Annotated in this window: 10 protein-coding genes and 1 pseudogene (1 of these 11 cut by a window edge); 5 read left to right on the forward strand and 6 right to left on the reverse strand. The window is 54.3% G+C overall.

Features of this window, described 5'->3' with window-relative positions; genetic code table 11:
* The 3 genes from EHT87_RS06980 to EHT87_RS06990 form a co-directional block, all read right to left on the reverse strand.
* Nucleotides 1–4,752: the 5' portion of a beta strand repeat-containing protein gene (locus EHT87_RS06980; protein ID WP_124905176.1), read on the reverse strand. The gene continues 69 nt to the left of window position 1, outside the view; 4,752 of the gene's 4,821 nt are visible here — the first part of the coding sequence; the start codon lies at nt 4,750–4,752; its stop codon lies beyond the left edge, outside the window.
* 174 nt (nt 4,753–4,926) lie between these two features.
* A complete protein-coding gene (locus EHT87_RS06985) occupies nt 4,927–5,346 on the reverse strand; it encodes a LytR/AlgR family response regulator transcription factor (RefSeq protein ID WP_124905178.1) in 420 nt (139 codons plus the stop codon).
* Between the two features lie 171 nt (nt 5,347–5,517).
* Complete coding sequence (locus tag EHT87_RS06990) at nt 5,518–9,585, reverse strand: hybrid sensor histidine kinase/response regulator transcription factor (protein WP_124905180.1); 4,068 nt, start codon at nt 9,583–9,585, stop codon at nt 5,518–5,520.
* 177 nt (nt 9,586–9,762) lie between these two features.
* Here EHT87_RS06990 and EHT87_RS31805 point away from each other — a divergent pair.
* From EHT87_RS31805 to EHT87_RS07000, 3 genes and pseudogenes are all read left to right on the forward strand, one after another.
* Nucleotides 9,763–10,323 (forward strand): annotated as a pseudogene (locus tag EHT87_RS31805) (glycosyl hydrolase); the annotation flags it as partial.
* A 128-nt stretch (nt 10,324–10,451) separates the two neighbouring features.
* Nucleotides 10,452–10,904 (forward strand): glycosyl hydrolase, encoded by a 453-nt coding sequence (locus EHT87_RS31810; RefSeq protein WP_310587517.1) that lies wholly within the window; start codon nt 10,452–10,454, stop codon nt 10,902–10,904.
* 95 nt (nt 10,905–10,999) lie between these two features.
* Nucleotides 11,000–13,582, forward strand: a complete 2,583-nt coding sequence (locus EHT87_RS07000; protein ID WP_124905182.1) for a phosphocholine-specific phospholipase C — start codon at nt 11,000–11,002, stop codon at nt 13,580–13,582.
* Between the two features lie 121 nt (nt 13,583–13,703).
* On the opposite strand, the gene EHT87_RS07005 is transcribed toward EHT87_RS07000, so the two are convergent.
* Nucleotides 13,704–14,126 (reverse strand): BLUF domain-containing protein, encoded by a 423-nt coding sequence (locus tag EHT87_RS07005; protein ID WP_124905184.1) that lies wholly within the window; start codon nt 14,124–14,126, stop codon nt 13,704–13,706.
* 303 nt (nt 14,127–14,429) lie between these two features.
* On the opposite strand from EHT87_RS07005, the gene EHT87_RS07010 reads away from it, so the two are divergent.
* Both EHT87_RS07010 and EHT87_RS07015 read left to right on the forward strand, forming a co-directional pair.
* Nucleotides 14,430–14,843, forward strand: coding sequence for a response regulator (locus tag EHT87_RS07010; RefSeq protein ID WP_124905186.1), 414 nt, complete (start codon nt 14,430–14,432; stop codon nt 14,841–14,843).
* A gap of 55 nt (nt 14,844–14,898) precedes the next feature.
* Nucleotides 14,899–15,126 (forward strand): hypothetical protein, encoded by a 228-nt coding sequence (locus EHT87_RS07015; RefSeq protein ID WP_124905188.1) that lies wholly within the window; start codon nt 14,899–14,901, stop codon nt 15,124–15,126.
* Nucleotides 15,127–15,301: 175 nt separating this feature from the next.
* Here the strand turns inward: EHT87_RS07015 and EHT87_RS07020 are convergent, their stop codons facing one another.
* Nucleotides 15,302–15,472, reverse strand: a complete 171-nt coding sequence (locus tag EHT87_RS07020; RefSeq protein ID WP_124905190.1) for a DUF1059 domain-containing protein — start codon at nt 15,470–15,472, stop codon at nt 15,302–15,304.
* A 132-nt stretch (nt 15,473–15,604) separates the two neighbouring features.
* Nucleotides 15,605–16,876, reverse strand: a complete 1,272-nt coding sequence (locus EHT87_RS07025; protein WP_124905192.1) for a Na+/H+ antiporter — start codon at nt 16,874–16,876, stop codon at nt 15,605–15,607.
* Nucleotides 16,877–16,963: the final 87 nt, after the last annotated feature.

Consider the following 16,963-nt stretch of genomic DNA (forward strand, 5'->3'; position numbering starts at 1 on the left):
GGGGGCTTGGCTGTCACCCCCAATGACCACACTGGCCCAGGCCGTACACCCGTTGCCCGCGGTCACCGTCACCGAGTACGTGCCCGCACTGGTGATGGAACGAACCGCATTGGTCGACTGGTCTTCCCAGCGGTAGGTACTGCCCCCGCTGGCCGTCAAACTCACGGCCGGACTGGCGCAGGTCAGTGTTGCACTTGAGGGAGTGATCACCGCCGTGGGGGCTTGACTGTCACCGCCGATGACCACGCTGGTCCAGGCCGTGCACCCGTTGCCCGCAGTCACCGTCACCGAGTACGTGCCCGCACTGGTGATGGAACGAACCGCATTGGTCGACTGGTCTTCCCAACGGTAGGTACTGCCCCCGCTGGCCGTTAGGCTTACCGCCGGACTGGCGCAGGTCAGTGTTGCACTTGAGGGAGTGATCACCGCCGTGGGGGCTTGACTGTCACCGCCGATGACCACACTGGCCCAGGCCGTACACCCGTTGCCCGCGGTCACCGTCACCGAGTACGTGCCCGCACTGGTGATGGAACGAACCGCATTGGTCGACTGGTCTTCCCAGCGGTAGGTACTGCCCCCACTGGCCGTTAGGCTTACCGCCGGACTGGCGCAGGTCAATGTTGCACTCGAAGGAGTGATCACCGCCGTGGGTGGTGATGGAATTTCATGGACTGAAAAGCTCAGGTTTAGCGTACAGGTGGGGTTGACCGAAGACCGCACCTGGATCACGTACGAACCCGGATCCAGACTGCTGAAGACCCCACTGGATTGCCAGTCCGTCCCATTTTGTGAATAGTCGATGGTGCCGCTGCCGGTCGCACTCACACTGATGGTCCCCGTTGGTAACGCACAGGTCGGATGCGTAACTGTGCTCCCGGTCAAGGTTGGCGGGGCCACCACCGTTAGCGCAGTGGTGGCGGTGACGACCGGACAGCCACCACTGTCCGGTACGGTATAAGTAATCGTATAACTTCCCGCCGGACTGTACGCAGGAATTACGGTCCCGGAGCCGGGGTTAATTGAAAGACTGGATGGAATGCTGCTGTAGGTTCCTCCGTTGCTGCCCATTCCCGAGCGGGTGACCAGCCCCACGGCATTGGTGTTGTTGCAAAATACCGTACTGTTATAGCTAATAGCCGCTGTAGGTAAGGTCGTCACCGTCAGCAATATTGCATCCGAGTTGGTAGGCCCCCCTTCGTTGCTCACCACGCAGCGGTAATACCGCCCGTCCAGCCCCGAAGCCGACGAGATCGTCAGCACCGGCGTGTCAACACCGCTGTAAACGCCCGAATTGCCGAGGTTGCTGGGGAAGTTGAACGTATTATCAAAGGCGATTTGCCACTGGTAGCGGGTGGCATTGCCCGCTCCTACCGAGAAGCTCACCGGACTGCTGCTGCACACGGTCTGCGAAATTGGCTGAGTACTGATCAGGGGTGCTTCTGCTCCCCGGGTAACCGTTACACGGTAGGTTTTCGTCGTCACACCATCCTCCGCTGTCACCCGCACATCGATGGAATTTTCGCCCACGCTAAGCGCCAGCGGATCAGACGCGGTGCCGCTGGTTACGGAACTATAATTTCCGCCATTGACCCGCACCTGAATCGTTGCATTGCTGTTTGCCGCCGTGGGTGTCACGGTCAGATTGCTGGTGCCATTACCCACCGTGGCCGAATAACTGACGACGCTCGCAAAAAAAGCGGTAGATAGGCTCCCCGGAGTCAAGGTCAGGTTCGACAGGTTGGCATTGCCCGACACAATAGGGGTACTGACCGAAGCCCCATTGTTGTTCGGATTACCGTCCGTCGTACCCGACGAAATCGTTGCCGATGTGATGAGGGTACTGCCCTCCGAACCCGGTGCGGTTGTCACAACCAGCGTAAAACTGGCGGTACCACCGGTTGGAAAACTGGCCTGACTACAGGAAACCGTACCGGTGGTTCCTACCGACGGCGTGGTACAACTCCAGCCCCCCGGTGCACTCAGCGAAAAGAAGGTGGTGCTGACCGAAAGCGGAATCGACATCTGTACGGAGCCAGCCGTGCTAGGCCCGGCATTGGTAGCCTGACCCGTAAACGTAAGGCGGTTGCCCGAAGCAACCGGATCGGCGCTACCGGATAGCGTGACCGCCAGATCGGCCTCAGGAGCCAGTGCATTGGCATCCGTTCCACTGTTGTTATTTGGATTGGGGTCCGTAATACCGCCGGGCGAAGCGACCGTTGCGGTGTTGGTCAAAGTTCCCGTGGAAGCCGGGTTCGTGGCACAAACCGCCTGATAGATCACCGTACTCCCCACGGGCATATTGACGGACTGGCTGATGTTGCCGGTTCCCGAAGCCGTACCCGAAGCCCCGCCACTGAACGTTGCGGTCCAGGCTACCGAGGTGATGGATGCGGGAAAAACATCGGTCACCGTGGCTCCGGTGACCGCCATCGGCCCGGCGTTGCTAACGGTGATCGTGTAAGTAGTCGGAACGCCGGGAACCAGGCTCGAAACACCATCGGTTTTGGTGATGGACAAATCGGCGGAGGGGGCATCACCAACGGTGAGAATATACGCCGACCCAACGCCCGAACACCCATTCGTGCCCGTCGCCCGAACCGTGATTGTAAAACTGCCGCTTTCCGTGGCCGTTCCCGACAAAACACCCGTCGTAGCCAGCGTTACGCCAGTGGGCAGTGAACCGCTCGCCAGCGAATAACTGTAGGGAGCCGTGCCGCTTGCCGCGGTGAAGTTTCGGCTGAAGCCCGTACCCACGGTTGCCGTCGTCACGGCGGGATTGCTCACCGTTGGCCCCGAGGGAACCGCATTGATCATAAAGCCCAGGTTCCGGGTGCAGGTAAGGTTGTCCGACGAGCGAATCCGAATAACGTATGAACCCGGATCTAACCCGCTGAAAAAGCCACTCGTCTGCCAGTCGGTACCGTTCCGCGAATACTCGATGGTACCGCTGCCCGTTGCCGTCACACTGATGGTTCCCGTTGGGTTGGCACAGGTGGGCTGGGTAATCGAACTGCCCGCCGACGTCGGCGGGGCTGTCACCGTCAAGGTGGTGGTGGCCGTCACCACCGGACAGCCCCCGCTGGCCGCTACGGTATAGGTTACCGTATAACTTCCCGGTGTACTGCTGCCGGGCGTTACGGTTCCGGTATTGCTGGCAATCGACAAACTTGAGGGACTGCTGGTGTAGACTCCTCCGTTGCTGTTGTTCCCCGAACGTGACACGGATCCCACTGATCCCCCCGTGGTACACAGGAGCGGACTGGAATAAAATATGGTGGCCGTTGGGAGCGTCGTCATCGTTAGTAGGGCCCCAGTTGTGTTTACAGAACCTCCACTGTTGCTGACCACGCAGCGGAAGTAGTAGCCATTCAGTCCCGAAACCGACGAGATGGTGAGCACCGGCGTGTCAACACCACTGTAGACGCCGGAATTCGTCAGGGTGCTGGGGAAATTGAAGGTATTGTCGACAGAACGCTGCCACTGATAGCTGGTGGCGTTGGTGGCGTCTACCGAGAAACTAGCCGGGCTGGTGCTGCAAACCGACTGCGAAACCGGCCCGGTATTGATCACGACAGCCGGAATAGCGGTTACATCCAGCACATACGGTGGCCCGACGCCCGAACACCCGTTGCTGCCCGTTGCCTGAACAGTAATGGTGAAGCTGCCTCCCTGCGTTGGCGTTCCCGACAAAACACCCGTCGTTGCCAGCGTCAAACCCGTGGGCAGGGTACCACTCGCCAGCGAATAACTGTAGGGCCCGGTGCCGCTCGCAGCCGTGAAGTTCCGGCTGAAAGCCGACCCCGTTGTCGCGGTGGTTACCGCCGGATTGCTCACCGTTGGTACCGAGGCCGCGTTCACCATGAAGGTTATGGTCCGGCTACAGGTAAGGTTGTCCGACGAGCGAGCCCGAATCGTGTAACTGCCCGGAGCCAACCCACCAAAGGTTCCGCTGGATTGCCAATCGGTGCCATTCCGCGAATACTCGATGGTACCGCTGCCGGTTGCCGTCACGCTGATGGTTCCTGTCGGGTTGGCACAGGTGGGCTGGGTGAGGGCGTTGCCCGTAATGGTCGGCGCGGCCGTAATGGTCAGCGTGGTTGTGGCCGTCACCACCGGACAGCCTCCGCGCGCCGGTATGGTGTAGGTGACCGTGTAACTGCCCGGCGTACTGCTCGCGGGGGTTACCTGGCCAAAACCGCTGGTGAGCGACAAACTCGCGGGGCTGCTGCTGTAGGTTCCGCCGTTGCCGCCAAGGCCCGAGCGGTTTATCCCCGTCTGATTACCATCGAGGCTGCAAAAGAGCGGATTGGTATAAAATATCGTCGCCGTGGGCAGCGTCGTTACCGCCAGCAACACCCCGTCGGAGTTGGTGGATTCTCCGCCGTTGGTTACCACACAGCGGAAGTAGGCCCCATTCAAATTCGTAACCGACGAAATGGTCAACACCGGGGTGTCGGCCCCGCTGTAAACACCGGTATTACTCAGATTGGAAGGAAAACTGAAGGTATTGTCGACGGAGCGCTGCCACTGGTAACTCGTGGCATTGGTGGCCGCTACCGAGAAGCTCGCCGGACTGGTGCTGCAAACCGTCTGCGATACCGGCTGGGTGGTAATGTTCGGAGGAACTACGGTTGTGGTTAACGTGCCGCTCGCAGTGGATACGGTCAGGTTTCGGGCCTCGACCCACGTTTGACCAAGCAGGGCGATTGTTCCAAGAAGCAGGTTCAGGAAACGTAACTGTTTGATTAGCATAGTAGTGTAAAAAGAGATCAAGCGATTCACTTCCTGAAAGCGGACTTGGACGCATCCGGAGTGACCGATCAAAAAAATGATTTAAAACCGAACACCTGGAATCGGCACCCCTCCGAACTCTGCTGCCGATTCCGGTTAACCCCAAATCAACAGTTATTGAGCATCCGATCGGGCCTAAACCGAACCCGCCTGCAGATGCTTGTAGAGCGGTATCATCGACAACCAGCGTCGGCGTGATACGGGCAGCGACACACCCGAACGCAGATGGATGAGTCCCCCTTTGTCGGGGTAGAGCCGTTCCATGCGCTCGATATACCGGACGTTGACGATGCAACTGTGGTGCGGGCGCACAAAGAGTGCGTGGGGTAGCTGGGGCTCGTAGTATTTTAAAGTGCGGGGAAGCAGCATTCGCTGTCCATCTTTCCAGTGCAGCCAGCTGTAATTACCGGTAGCCTGTAGAAACATCAGATCCATCACGGGCAGAACGATCTTCCCGCGTTTTGGCAGGTGCATTTTGATCGCTTCTTCCGAATGGTTTAGGGCCAAATCGGGTGCAAAGCAGGTTGGATGGTTTAGGTAGACGGGTTGTATCATACGCAGGTACGCAATTGGTTTTTACGCCCTGCAAAGGAGGTTCATTCCCGATTCTGTCTATTAACTCATTTCGGACAATCGTTTGCTCGTTTTAGCCAAGTCGCTCTTTTAGCCACAAAAAAAGCCCCCGAAGGAGCTAAATCAAGTTAATTACAGGCCGTCGGACATCGCTCAGGTTTGAGTAAAAGCTGAAGGCAATACACCGTATTTGTCCTGAAATACCCGGGTAAAATACGACAGACTTTCGAAGCCCACCTGATACGCAACTTCCGATACGGTATGGTTGCCTTGCCGGAGCACCACAGCCGCCCGCTCCAGTCGCCGGTTCCGGATAAACTCCACCCCGGTCTGGTCGGTCAGGGCTTTCAACTTCCGAACCAGCTGTCGCTGGCTCAGGTTCAGCGCTTCACTCAATTGTTCAACGCTGAAGGTGCTTTCCGCCAGGTGTTGTTCAATCACCGCGATGGCTTTCAGCAGAAAGGCCTGTTCTTTCAATTGACCCGGGTCAGAAACCGGTACGGGTCCGTTAGGCGGCCCCCCGAAAAAGTGCCGCAGACGCGCCTGCTTTTGCAACAGATTCCACACCCGAGCCCGAATTTCATCGCGGTTGAAAGGCTTGGTCAGGTAGTCATCGGCACCTAGTTCAAACCCTTCGATGCGGTTTTCGACGGCGGCTTTGGCCGTCAGCATCACCACCGGAATATGGCTCGTTGCCGCCTGGGTTTTCAGCGTCCGGCAAAATCCGTAGCCGTCGAGCCGGGGCATCATCAAATCACAGATGACCAGATCGGGCAGCATAGCGGTGGCTTTTTCCAGCCCTTCCTGCCCATCGACCGCTTCGATAATCGCGTAATCCGTTTCAAAAATACTGCGTACGTAAGCCCGGATATCGGCATTATCATCGATAATAAGCAGACAGTTTTCCGTAACCTCATTCCGGGGGTGGTCATCCACCCGGGCCGGGGTTTCAAACCACCCGGGATCAACTACCGCCGACGCGCCGGCGGGCGTCAACACGGGTTCGGGCCGGGTCATGATCCGCAGGGGCAGCGTTACCGTAAAGGCCGTACCGATGCCTTCGGTGCTGGTTACCCGGATCGTACCCTTCAGTACTTTGACCAGTTCGTTGACCAGCGCCAGCCCAATACCGGTGCCTTCATAGACGGTTCGACCGATGTTCTGGTCGATCTGGTAAAACCGCTCGAAGATGTGTTCCAGGTGCGCCGAATTCATCCCAATCCCGGTGTCCTGAATAGTCAGAATCAATGTGTTTTCTAATGATTGGGCCGAATAGTCGATTTCCATGCGTACCGCTTTCCCCGCCGGGGTAAATTTAAAGGCGTTGGCGAGCAGGTTGCTGACAATTTTTTCAATCTTGTCCCGATCAAAATCCGCCCAAAGTTCGGTCGCGTTCTGACCAAAACTGAATTGAATGAAGCGGTTTTCGGCCAGCGAACTAAACGAACTGGCCAGGGTTCTGAAAAACGCGGTGATGTCGCCTTCCACCGTCTCGCTTTTCATTTGACCCGCTTCCAGTTTACTCAAATCGAGGAGTTGATTGATCAGGTTGAGCAGCCGGTTGGCATTTCGCTGCAGCAGCGGAAAACGGGCATCCTGGGCATATTCCTGCGTCAGTTGTTCGATGGGTCCCAGAATCAGAGTCAGTGGCGTTCGGAATTCGTGGGAAATATTGGTAAAAAACTGCGTTTTCAACGCGTCCAGTTCGGCCAGGCGGCTGGCCTCATTCTGTTCAAAAATCACCTGTTGCTGCAGCAGCCACCGCTGGGTCTGAAACCGGTAAAGTTGCCAGCCAACCACGGCCAGCAGCATTGCGTAAAGCAGATAGGCCCACCAGGTGCGGTAAAATGGCGGATGAAGGCGAATCTGCAATTCGACGGGATCACTCCAGACCTGGCCATCGGCCGAGCCCATCATGGCAAACCGGTAGTCACCATCGGGCAGCTGGGCATAATTGGCAAACCGGTTGGTACCGGCTTCCACCCAGTCGCGGTCGATGCCCGCCAGCCGGTAGCGGTAGCGGTTTTTGGCCGAATTGGTGTAATCCATCACGCCAAATTCGAGGGTCACCAGATTCTGATTGTGCGCTAAATCGAGCCGCCGGGTGTATTCGATTCCCTCGGACAGGAGGTGGTCTGCCCCGCCCACGTCGACGGTTTCATTGTTGATTTTTAGTCCGATAATGTTGACCAGCGGTTTTTGATTCGTTTTTCCGGCCACGTCCTCCGCCCGGAATGCCGTCAGGCCATTGATACCCCCAAACAGCAATTCACCCGACGGGGCTTTAAAAAATGAGCCGGTATTGAATTCGTCGTCCTGCAAGCCATCGGCTTTGGTGTAGTTGCGAAACTGCCGCGTTTTCGGATTAAACTGAGCCAGGCCCCGGTTGGTGCTCAGCCAGAAGTTTTTAAACCCGTCGACCAGAATCCCGTACACGACTTTGTTGGGCAATCCCTGCGCTTCGCCCAGGTTCTCGAACTGACCGGTTTGCTTGTCCATCCGATTCAACCCTCCGCCCTTGGTACCCACCCAGAGGTATCGGTCGGGTTGATCGGGATCGTCGACCAGACTGGATACAAAATCATTGCTCAGACTCCGACGGTCGTTCAGGTTATTTTTATAAAGCGTAAAAACGGGGTTTGACAGCGGGCTTTTTGCTTTAACGAGCCCTTTCTGGGTTCCAATCCACACCGTTCCCGACCGATCCTGATGCAGCACGAACGTCTCGGTTTCAGCACCGGTTTTGGGCAGCAGATGCTGGTAGCTAAGTACGTCAAAGGTTTCGGTTACGGGATTAAACCGGAGGAGTTTGCCGGTGTTAACGCCAATCAAAAGGGTACCATCCGGGGTTTCAACCGTCTGATTACCAACGAATCCGAAACCGGTATTCGGCGGAAGCGGGTATTTTTTGATCAATCCCCAGTCGGGCGAAAACTTAAAAAGGGTATGCTGGTGGTTTTGAAAATGGGTATTGGAAACCCAGAAAAAACCCTTCCGGTCCTGAAACAGATTCCGCTGCCGCCGGTCGGCTTCGGGCAGATTGGGGTCCAGAAAATCAGTCAGGCGGTTGTGCTTCCGGTCGAGCTGCCCATACGCGTACTGGTAGCGCACGTACGTTCGGCCCTGGCGGTCAACATACAGGTTCGTTAGTGAGGTGTTGGGCACATAGGCCTGAAATTGCTTGATGCGGGGATTGAATTTTCGCAGCCCATACCCGCTGGTTCCCGCCCAGATCGAACCCGTTTTGTCTTTCAGCAAACTCGTGATCGTGGACAGATTGGGCGGCAGCGCTACATACGCATCCGGAATCCTCAGGCTGTCCTGCCGGAAAAGCTCACCGGGCGACATGAGCCACAAATGGTCGGGAGTTGCGATGGCAACTGTTTGGGTATCAATACCGGACAATCGTACCCCAAAATAATTTTTATGGGGCAGCGGAATGACTTTGGTAACTCCCTGGTGCGAACCCAGGATATAATCGCCGGTGGCCACAAACCAGAAATCCTGACGGGGGGCGGCATACCAGGTGTGAAAATCCAGGGGCCCATCTGAAAACAAGGCCAGTCGGGTGGCGTTGGCGGGTCGCTGCCAGTTGAACGAAAAAAGGCCACTGCCAGTCCCCAGAAAGGCCCGGCCATCCGGTCGAAAATTAAAATAACAGGTCGGACTCGTACTTTTTTTCTGGTTTATGGGGATGCGTTCGAGGTGAACGAGGGCCGTAAAATCGGGCCGGTCCGGAAAACCGGTTCGGAGCGAAGCCGGCAGACTGATTTTGAAGATCAGGTTCTGGTTGGTTCCCACCCAGATGTTGCCTGCGGGATCTTCGGCCAGCGCCAGAATTTCATAATTGCCCGCATTCAAAGTAGCCTGGTCGCCGATGCTGATCCGGTAGAACCGCTGGGTGCGGTTGTCGAACAGATTCAAACCCTGGTTGAGCGTGCCGACCCAAAGCCGCTGATGCCGGTCGATCAGCAACGTATTGCAGTAATCCTCCGAAATGCTGTAGGGATTGTAGGGATCGTGGGTAAAGACTTTAAAATTATGACCGTCGTAGCGATTGAGGCCATCCTTGGTTCCAATCCAGATAAATCCTTTTTGATCCTGTCTGAGATTGTAGATCATGCCCTGCGACAGGCCATCGGAAATCGTAATCTCCTGCCACCCTTTGGGCTGGGCAAGGAGGGTAATTGGAAAAAAGAAGAAAAGGTAAAGGAAACGCATTTAGGAATAAATTTCGCGCAAATTACTTAAAATCAAACCAAAGCGATGGTGCCACAATCCTAAAATCAACATTCTTTAATTTATACTGTTCAACCGGCACTGCTTTAGCGAAACAAGCCGGTTTGATGACCGTTGAAATCGGCTATCTTGGCCGTAAATTCTTAGCCCTACGTACCGATGCGCCGTCTTGCCCAATTTCTTTTTTGCCTTTTACCATTCGCCCTCATACCCCTGACCGGATGGACAAACCGGGTGAAACCCGACCAAAAACCAACGGATCCAAACGCCACCAAAGAAACCGTGGCTCTGTACCATAATCTGCATAAAATAGCCAAAAAGCACACCCTCTTCGGGCATCAGCACGCGACGGAATACGGCCACGGCTGGTCGGGCGACGCCGATCGTTCGGATGTTAAATCGGTGACGGGTTCGCATCCCGCCGTGATCGGCGTCGACTTCAGCGGTTTGTCGGGGCGCCCACCGGAAGCCATCGAACGAACAAAAGCAGCGTTACGGCAACAGGTCGCCGACACCTACGACCGGGGTGGGCTAACGACGGTGGCCTGGCATTTTTCCAACCCGGCTTCCCAAGGGGGTTTTTACTGGGTCGATTCGGTGTCGGCTCCGGCGGTTGCGCTCCTGATTCCGGGCGGCTCACACCACGAACAGTACAAGGAGATTCTGCGCACGATCGGTGATTTTGCCAAATCCGTGAAAGGAAAAGACGGCACGCTGGCCCCCATGATTTTCCGGCCTTTCCACGAATTCGACGGCGGCTGGTTCTGGTGGGAAAACCGCATTGCAAACGCGACGATTTTATTGCGCTTTGGCAGTTTACCGTTTCGTACCTCCGCGACACCCTGGGCGTGCATAATTTCCTGTATGCCTTCTCGCCCGACTGCCTTTTCAAAACCGAAGCCGAGTACCTGGAACGGTATCCGGGCGATGCGTGGGTCGATCTGGTGGGCATGGATGATTACGCGGATTTCGGGCGCAACGGGCGTTACAACGTGGCTGCCGGTATTCAGAAGTTGAAAATTGTTTCGGATTACGCCCGGAAAGCCGGAAAACTGGCGGCTTTTACCGAAACCGGTCTCGAATCCCTTCCCGATTCTACGTGGTGGACCGCCACGCTCCTGCGGGCAATGAAAGCCGAAAAAATGAGGTTGTGTTACGTGCTGGTCTGGCGAAATGACACCCGCTCACCGACGCATTTCTACGCGCCGTTTCCCGGTCAGGCGAGCGTACCCGACTTTCTGCGGTTCTACCACGACCCTTATACGGTCTTCGAAAAAGACCTTCGAAATTTGTATCGTTAAGTATTGAAAAGTTATCATACTGTTAAATAGAGCGGTTTTTTGTCAATCGGGAACGAAAAAAAAGTATCTTTACTGACCACAACCTCCAACCCGAAATGACGGACAGCCGAAGAGAATTCCTGAAAAAAGCCGCCTTGCTCGCCGGTGGCACCAGCCTTTTTGAGGTTTTACCCGAGTCGATTCGCAAAGCCCTGGCCATCGATCCCCAACCGGGAAGTACCTTCCTGGATGCCGAACATGTCGTCATTCTGATGCAGGAAAACCGCTCCTTCGACCACTGCTACGGTTCGTTGCAGGGCGTTCGGGGGTTTAACGATCCGCGGGCGATTACGCTGCCCAACAAAAATCCGGTCTGGCTCCAGACCAATGCCGCCGGGGAAACCTACGCCCCGTTCCGGCTGAATCTGAAAGATACCAAAGCTACCTGGATGAGTTCGCTGCCGCATTCGTGGACGAATCAGGTGGATGCCCGCAACAACGGAAAATACGATAAGTGGCTGGATTCCAAACGGTCCGGCCATAAAGAATACGCTAAAATGCCGCTGACGATGGGCTATTATAACCGGAAAGATATTCCGTTTTATTACGCCCTGGCCGATGCGTTCACGGTGTGTGACCAGAATTTCTGTTCATCACTGACCGGCACCACGCCCAACCGGCTTTTTCTCTGGACCGGCACCGTGCGGGCGGAGCAAAACCGGGCCGCGAAAGCCAATGTCCGCAATGAAGACGTCGATTACGGCGATCCGGCCAAATGGACGACGTTTCCCGAACGGCTGGAAGACCACGGTATTTCGTGGAAAATTTACCAGAACGAACTGAGTTTACCCGTCGGCTTTGAGGGCGAACAGGAAGGCTGGCTGGCCAATTTTACGGACAATCCCATCGAGTGGTTCGAGCAGTATAACGTTGGTTTTTCGGAAGCGTACCAGCGGTATTTAAAAAAGCGAGTGACCGAACTGCCCGCTGAAATTCAGGCGCTTACAACAAAAATCAAGTCCCTGCCCGAAGCCGACAGCGAAACCGACAAACTAAAGAAAGAACTGACCCGAAAAGAACTCGAATTAAAAACCGGACGGGAACACCAGGAAAAATGGAGCCGGGAGAAGTTCGAAAAGTTGTCGCAGCGGGAGAAAAACCTGCACGAAAAAGCGTTTACGACCAATAAAAATGACCCGCATTACCACGAACTGACGAAGCTGAAATACCACGACGGCAGCACCGAGCGGGAAGTGGAAATTCCGAAAGGCGATGTGCTGCACCAGTTCCGGACCGACGTTAAAAACCGCACCCTGCCGACGGTTTCGTGGGTGGTGGCGCCCGAAAACTTCTCCGATCACCCGGGCGCGGCCTGGTATGGCGCGTGGTACATTTCGGAAATGCTGGACATCCTGACTCAGAATCCGGATGTCTGGAAAAAGACGGTTTTTATTCTGGCCTACGACGAAAACGACGGCTATTTCGACCACGTTCCCCCGTTCGTTGCGCCCCACCCCGACCAGCCCGAAACCGGAACGACCTCCAAAGGCATCGACACCGGTGTGGAGCATGTGTTTATGGAACAGGAATTGAAGCGCAAGGGACTAAGTGCCAAACGGGATGCGCGGGCCAGCTCCATCGGGCTCGGCTACCGGGTGCCGCTCGTGATTGCATCGCCCTGGAGCCGGGGCGGCATGGTAGCGTCGGAAGTCTTCGACCACACGTCCATCCTACAGTTTCTGGAAGTTTTTCTGAGCAAGAAAACCGGCAAAAAAATTGAAGAATCGAACATCAGCACCTGGCGACGAACCGTCTGCGGAAACCTAACGTCGGTTTTCCGGCCCTACAAAGGCGAGAAAATACCGCTCCCGGCGTTTGTGGCCAAAAACGAATTTGTCGAGAGCATTCACAAAGCACAATTCAAGGAATTACCGTCTGATTTTAAGCGGCTTACAAAAGAAGAAATCGAACAGATCAGGCGTTCATCCTACGCGTCTCCGCTCCTGCCCCGCCAGGAAAAAGGCGTCCGGGCGGCCTGTGCGCTGCCGTATCAGTTGTATGCCGATGGCAACTTGAGCGCGGATAAAAAGACGTTTGACCTGACGTTTCAGGCTAAAAAAGAAATCTTCGGTGCCAAATCGGCGGGTTCGCCCTTTACGGTTTACGCCCTGAACAACTACGTTTCCGAGAACGAAAAACCGGAGCGGGAGCTTAAAGTCCGCGATTACGCCGTAGCCGCCGGCGATAGCCTGAGCGATCGCTGGAACATCAGCGAATTCGAAAAGGAGACGTATCAGTTTCGGGTGAACGGCCCCAACGGTTTCTTCCGCGAATTCATCGGTGATGCCAACGACCCGCTCCTCGATGTTCAGGTCGAATACCAGCGCACGGCTCCGCAAGGCAAAACATTAACGGGTGCAATTGAACTGAAAATCAGCAATCTGGACAAATCCCGGGCCTTGACGATCGAGGTAAAAGACAATGCCTACAAAACCGGTACGAAGACCAAATCGCTGGCGGTGGCGGGTACGAAAGGCAGTCAGATGAGCCTGATTCTGGACCTGAGCCGCAGCTTTAGCTGGTACGATTTCAGCGTTAAAGTGGCGGGCAATGCGGTTTTTGAGAAGCGGTATGCGGGCCGGGTTGAAACCGGTAAAGCCGGCTTTACCGACCCGGCCATGAGTGGTGAAATTGCTTAGAAACAAGAGCTAGAAAAGGACAATACGCTGGGATTAAAAGGCTGATAATGAGCCGATTCTGCACCATTAGCACCTCACAATCCCGCGTTTTTCCAACACCCGAAAGGGTTGTTGAGAAACGTTAGATTCGAAAGTTCGTCTGGTAGAAAAGCTGAATCAATCCCAGGACAATTTTATTCGTCTTTGTGGCCCTCCTGGACGGCTCGGATGGTCCATTGTTGAGGTTTTTTATGGCTTCCAATTCTTTTGCGGACAAGACTTTGTAGCCCATCGACCAGTCGCCAAACGACCGATGGTCGATGCGGTTGCCATACAGCTTTGTTACATTCAAATGCCTTTGATCGCGACTTATAGTCTGGTAAAGCGCCTTGACTTTTTCTTCCGGCCCTTCCAGAGCTTGAATAATACTGCCATCGGCGTATAATAGAATACCGGTAATGCCCAGGGCCGCATTGTTACTTCTGCTTTTATGAAGAATGGTATTTAACTGTTCGTCGGAGAGCAATTCTTTGGAAGAACTTAAATAGACAATGCAATATTCCATTGATGAAAAAAGGTTATATTTTCCATAAATGGGCAAAAACAATGCCGTTCCCGTAGAAAATTAGCGTACGGAAACGCGATTCGACAGGAACCAACTCTTTCGATACATTTCCATCGGTGGCGTTGGTCTGGTTGCGTGCGCCGACTGGATTTTTCAGACCTTTAATCCGATCCCGAAAGCCGCCAGACCCAATGAGGCAATGGTTCCGGAGGGCCGATCTGTTCCATTTACTAGTATTTTCAGCAAAAAGGAGAAACAATACCTGCTGAATCCTTCTTTAAATGGAGATCTATCCGGAAACGTATGGGAGCTACTCCATTAATCTGCATCATTGATGATGCCGCCGATTACCGTTTTTTAGTGCAAACCATATTTCGACGGTTTTTTCCGGAAAATCAGGTCCGCTTCTTTTCGGGTGGCAAGGAGTTTGTTCAGGAATTGCCGAAGATGACGGAAAGACCCGGTTTAATTCTTCTGGACCGGCACATGCCCGATTTAGACGGCCACCAACTCCTTCTTCTCTTGAAACAAGACCCTGTCTACAAAACCATTCCAGTCGTGATGCTGAGTTCGGACGCTTCGGCCGATGAGGTAAATCGCTGTTATGAGGCTGGCGTAAATTCTTTTTTATCCAAGCCGACGGAGTTTGATCAGCTCAAAGAAATGATGTCCCTGATCAGCCGCTACTGGTTAGGAATTAATCTGCCGGTCAACTAAATTTCCTACTGGCGTATGAATCGGCAAACTACCCCTTTGCAAAAAATAGAGCCGTATGGACCAACCGGATAAATTCGAAAAATTAAGAACGCTTTCAATCGCGGAAGTTGACATCATCGCCCGCCGATCACGGGATCAGGCCGAAACGCTGGCGAAATACAATCAGTCGCTTCCAGCCGGGAAAGTTGCCGAAAAAGTTACTGCCGACTCCCAGAAATGGATGGAATGGGCTTTGCTGGCCGAAGAATACTTACAGATTCAGATTCGCCACCTGATGACCTAGCGGCATCGCCATTGCGCAGCGAATCCCTGCCGATGGCTTCCCTGCTTAAACGGCGTCTTTCCAGGGAATGCTTATGGTCGCGCAGGAATCGAAGCGTGCTTTCAGACTCCTGGGCGGCCAACGGGTTAGATCCCGTCGGGAAAATCCGGAAGTGGCCTTCCCGACGGGATCACATCTACTCGTCGTGAATCAGCGATTTAAGGCCTTCGGCCAGTTCCGGGGTCACCGTTACGCCGTGTACGTTGGTGGCATGGTCGGCAGCCTGGGCCAGAATTTCCTCATCCGTGTTTCCCTTGATTTGAGCATCGCAGTCGAATCCTGCGTCGCGGCAGTTGAGTTGTTTCATCGTGGTTATAGAGATTTGAAGGTAAAAATTCCAGGGTAAACGTTCGCTTGCCTCCAATCCGGGAATCTCCCCGAATTTGTTTCACTCAAAGACATGACTATCAGCCAAATATACCAAAAAAGTACAAAGAAACTACTCTTCTTCCATCTTCAGGAACCGCACCAGCAACGGCAGGCTCAATCCTTGCACCACCAACGTGATCAGCACCACGACGACGGACATAAAAATCAGGATATTCCGTTGCGGAAACACCGTACCGTCGGCCAGGGTGATTGGTAAAGCCAGCGCCGAAGCCAGTGAAACGATGCCACGCATACCCGACCAGCCAATAATCAGGGCGTCTTTCCAGTTGATTTTTTCGGCTGAATAAATTTTGAATTTATAGCGTTCCGGGTTTAGGTTGCGCCGGTTGATGGCTTTTTTTAAATTATTATTATGACCAAAAACCCACAGAATCCGAATCACCAGCATAATAAAACTCAGCAGAAATCCGAAGCCTATCAGGGGGCCAATAAACGTGCGGTCGATGCTTTTAACAACTTGCGGAAACTGCAATCCGATTAAAATAAAAACCAGTCCATTGAGCAGAAAAATCAAAATATCCCAAAAGGATTTGTTTTGAATTTTGGTCGTCGACGAAAATAACCGATTGGTATAAACCGATAATAATATACCTAGAACGACCACCGCCAAAACGCCCGACACATGAAACTCTTCGGCTAAAACATAGGCAATAAAAGGGGCCAGCGCCATGGCACTGATCGCAATCAGGCTGTTGCCGTGCACCCGTTTCAGGAAATAAGCCAGCACCCTCCCGAACACTATGCCCACCAGGCACCCGCCGATAACGACTACCAGAAATTGCAAATAGGCATTCCAGAGCGTAAAACCGGCCCCGGCGATGGCGGCCACGGCAAACCGGTAGGCAATCAGCCCCGAGGCATCATTGACCAGACTCTCGCCTTCCAGAATCGTCAGTGTGCGGTGCGACAGGCCCAGGCCTTTGGTTACGCTGGTGGCGGCAACGGCGTCGGGCGGAGACAGGATGGCACCCAGCACAAAAGCCAGTGGCCAGGTCATGCCGGGAATCAGGTAATAGGTGGTAACCGCGATGGCGGTCGTGGTCAGAAAAACCAGCGAGATCGCCAGGGTTCCGATGGTGGCCAGGTTGCTTTTGAATTGAGGAACCGAAATGTTAAAGGCGGCATCGTATAACAGGGGCGGTAGAAACAGCAGAAACACCACGTCGGGACTCAGCGCAATCGACGGTATGCCCGGAATAAATCCGATACCGATGCCCGCCATGACCAATAAAATGGGATAAGGAAGTTTAATCCGGCTGGCGACCGCCGATAAAGCAACCATAATCGCCATAATAAACAATACAATACTGTAGTTTTCCACCCGTGTGTTTTGCAGATTTAATGAGCAATCCAGCCGTTATAAAAAATGGTATATTCTTTTATAAGGATGGCCCGCATTTGCATACGG

Source organism: Larkinella knui (genome assembly GCF_003858645.1).
Classification (GTDB): Bacteria; Bacteroidota; Bacteroidia; order Cytophagales; family Spirosomataceae; genus Larkinella; species Larkinella knui.

Coding starts and splice junctions, on each gene's coding strand:
- EHT87_RS07000 (WP_124905182.1), top strand. CDS start 11,000: ATGACGGACAGCCGAAGAGAATTCCTGAAAAAAGCCGCCTTGCTCGCC.
- EHT87_RS07010 (WP_124905186.1), top strand. CDS start 14,430: ATGGGAGCTACTCCATTAATCTGCATCATTGATGATGCCGCCGATTAC.
- EHT87_RS06990 (WP_124905180.1), bottom strand. CDS start 9,585: ATGCGTTTCCTTTACCTTTTCTTCTTTTTTCCAATTACCCTCCTTGCC.
- EHT87_RS07005 (WP_124905184.1), bottom strand. CDS start 14,126: ATGGAATATTGCATTGTCTATTTAAGTTCTTCCAAAGAATTGCTCTCC.
- EHT87_RS07020 (WP_124905190.1), bottom strand. CDS start 15,472: ATGAAACAACTCAACTGCCGCGACGCAGGATTCGACTGCGATGCTCAA.
- EHT87_RS06985 (WP_124905178.1), bottom strand. CDS start 5,346: ATGATACAACCCGTCTACCTAAACCATCCAACCTGCTTTGCACCCGAT.
- EHT87_RS07015 (WP_124905188.1), top strand. CDS start 14,899: ATGGACCAACCGGATAAATTCGAAAAATTAAGAACGCTTTCAATCGCG.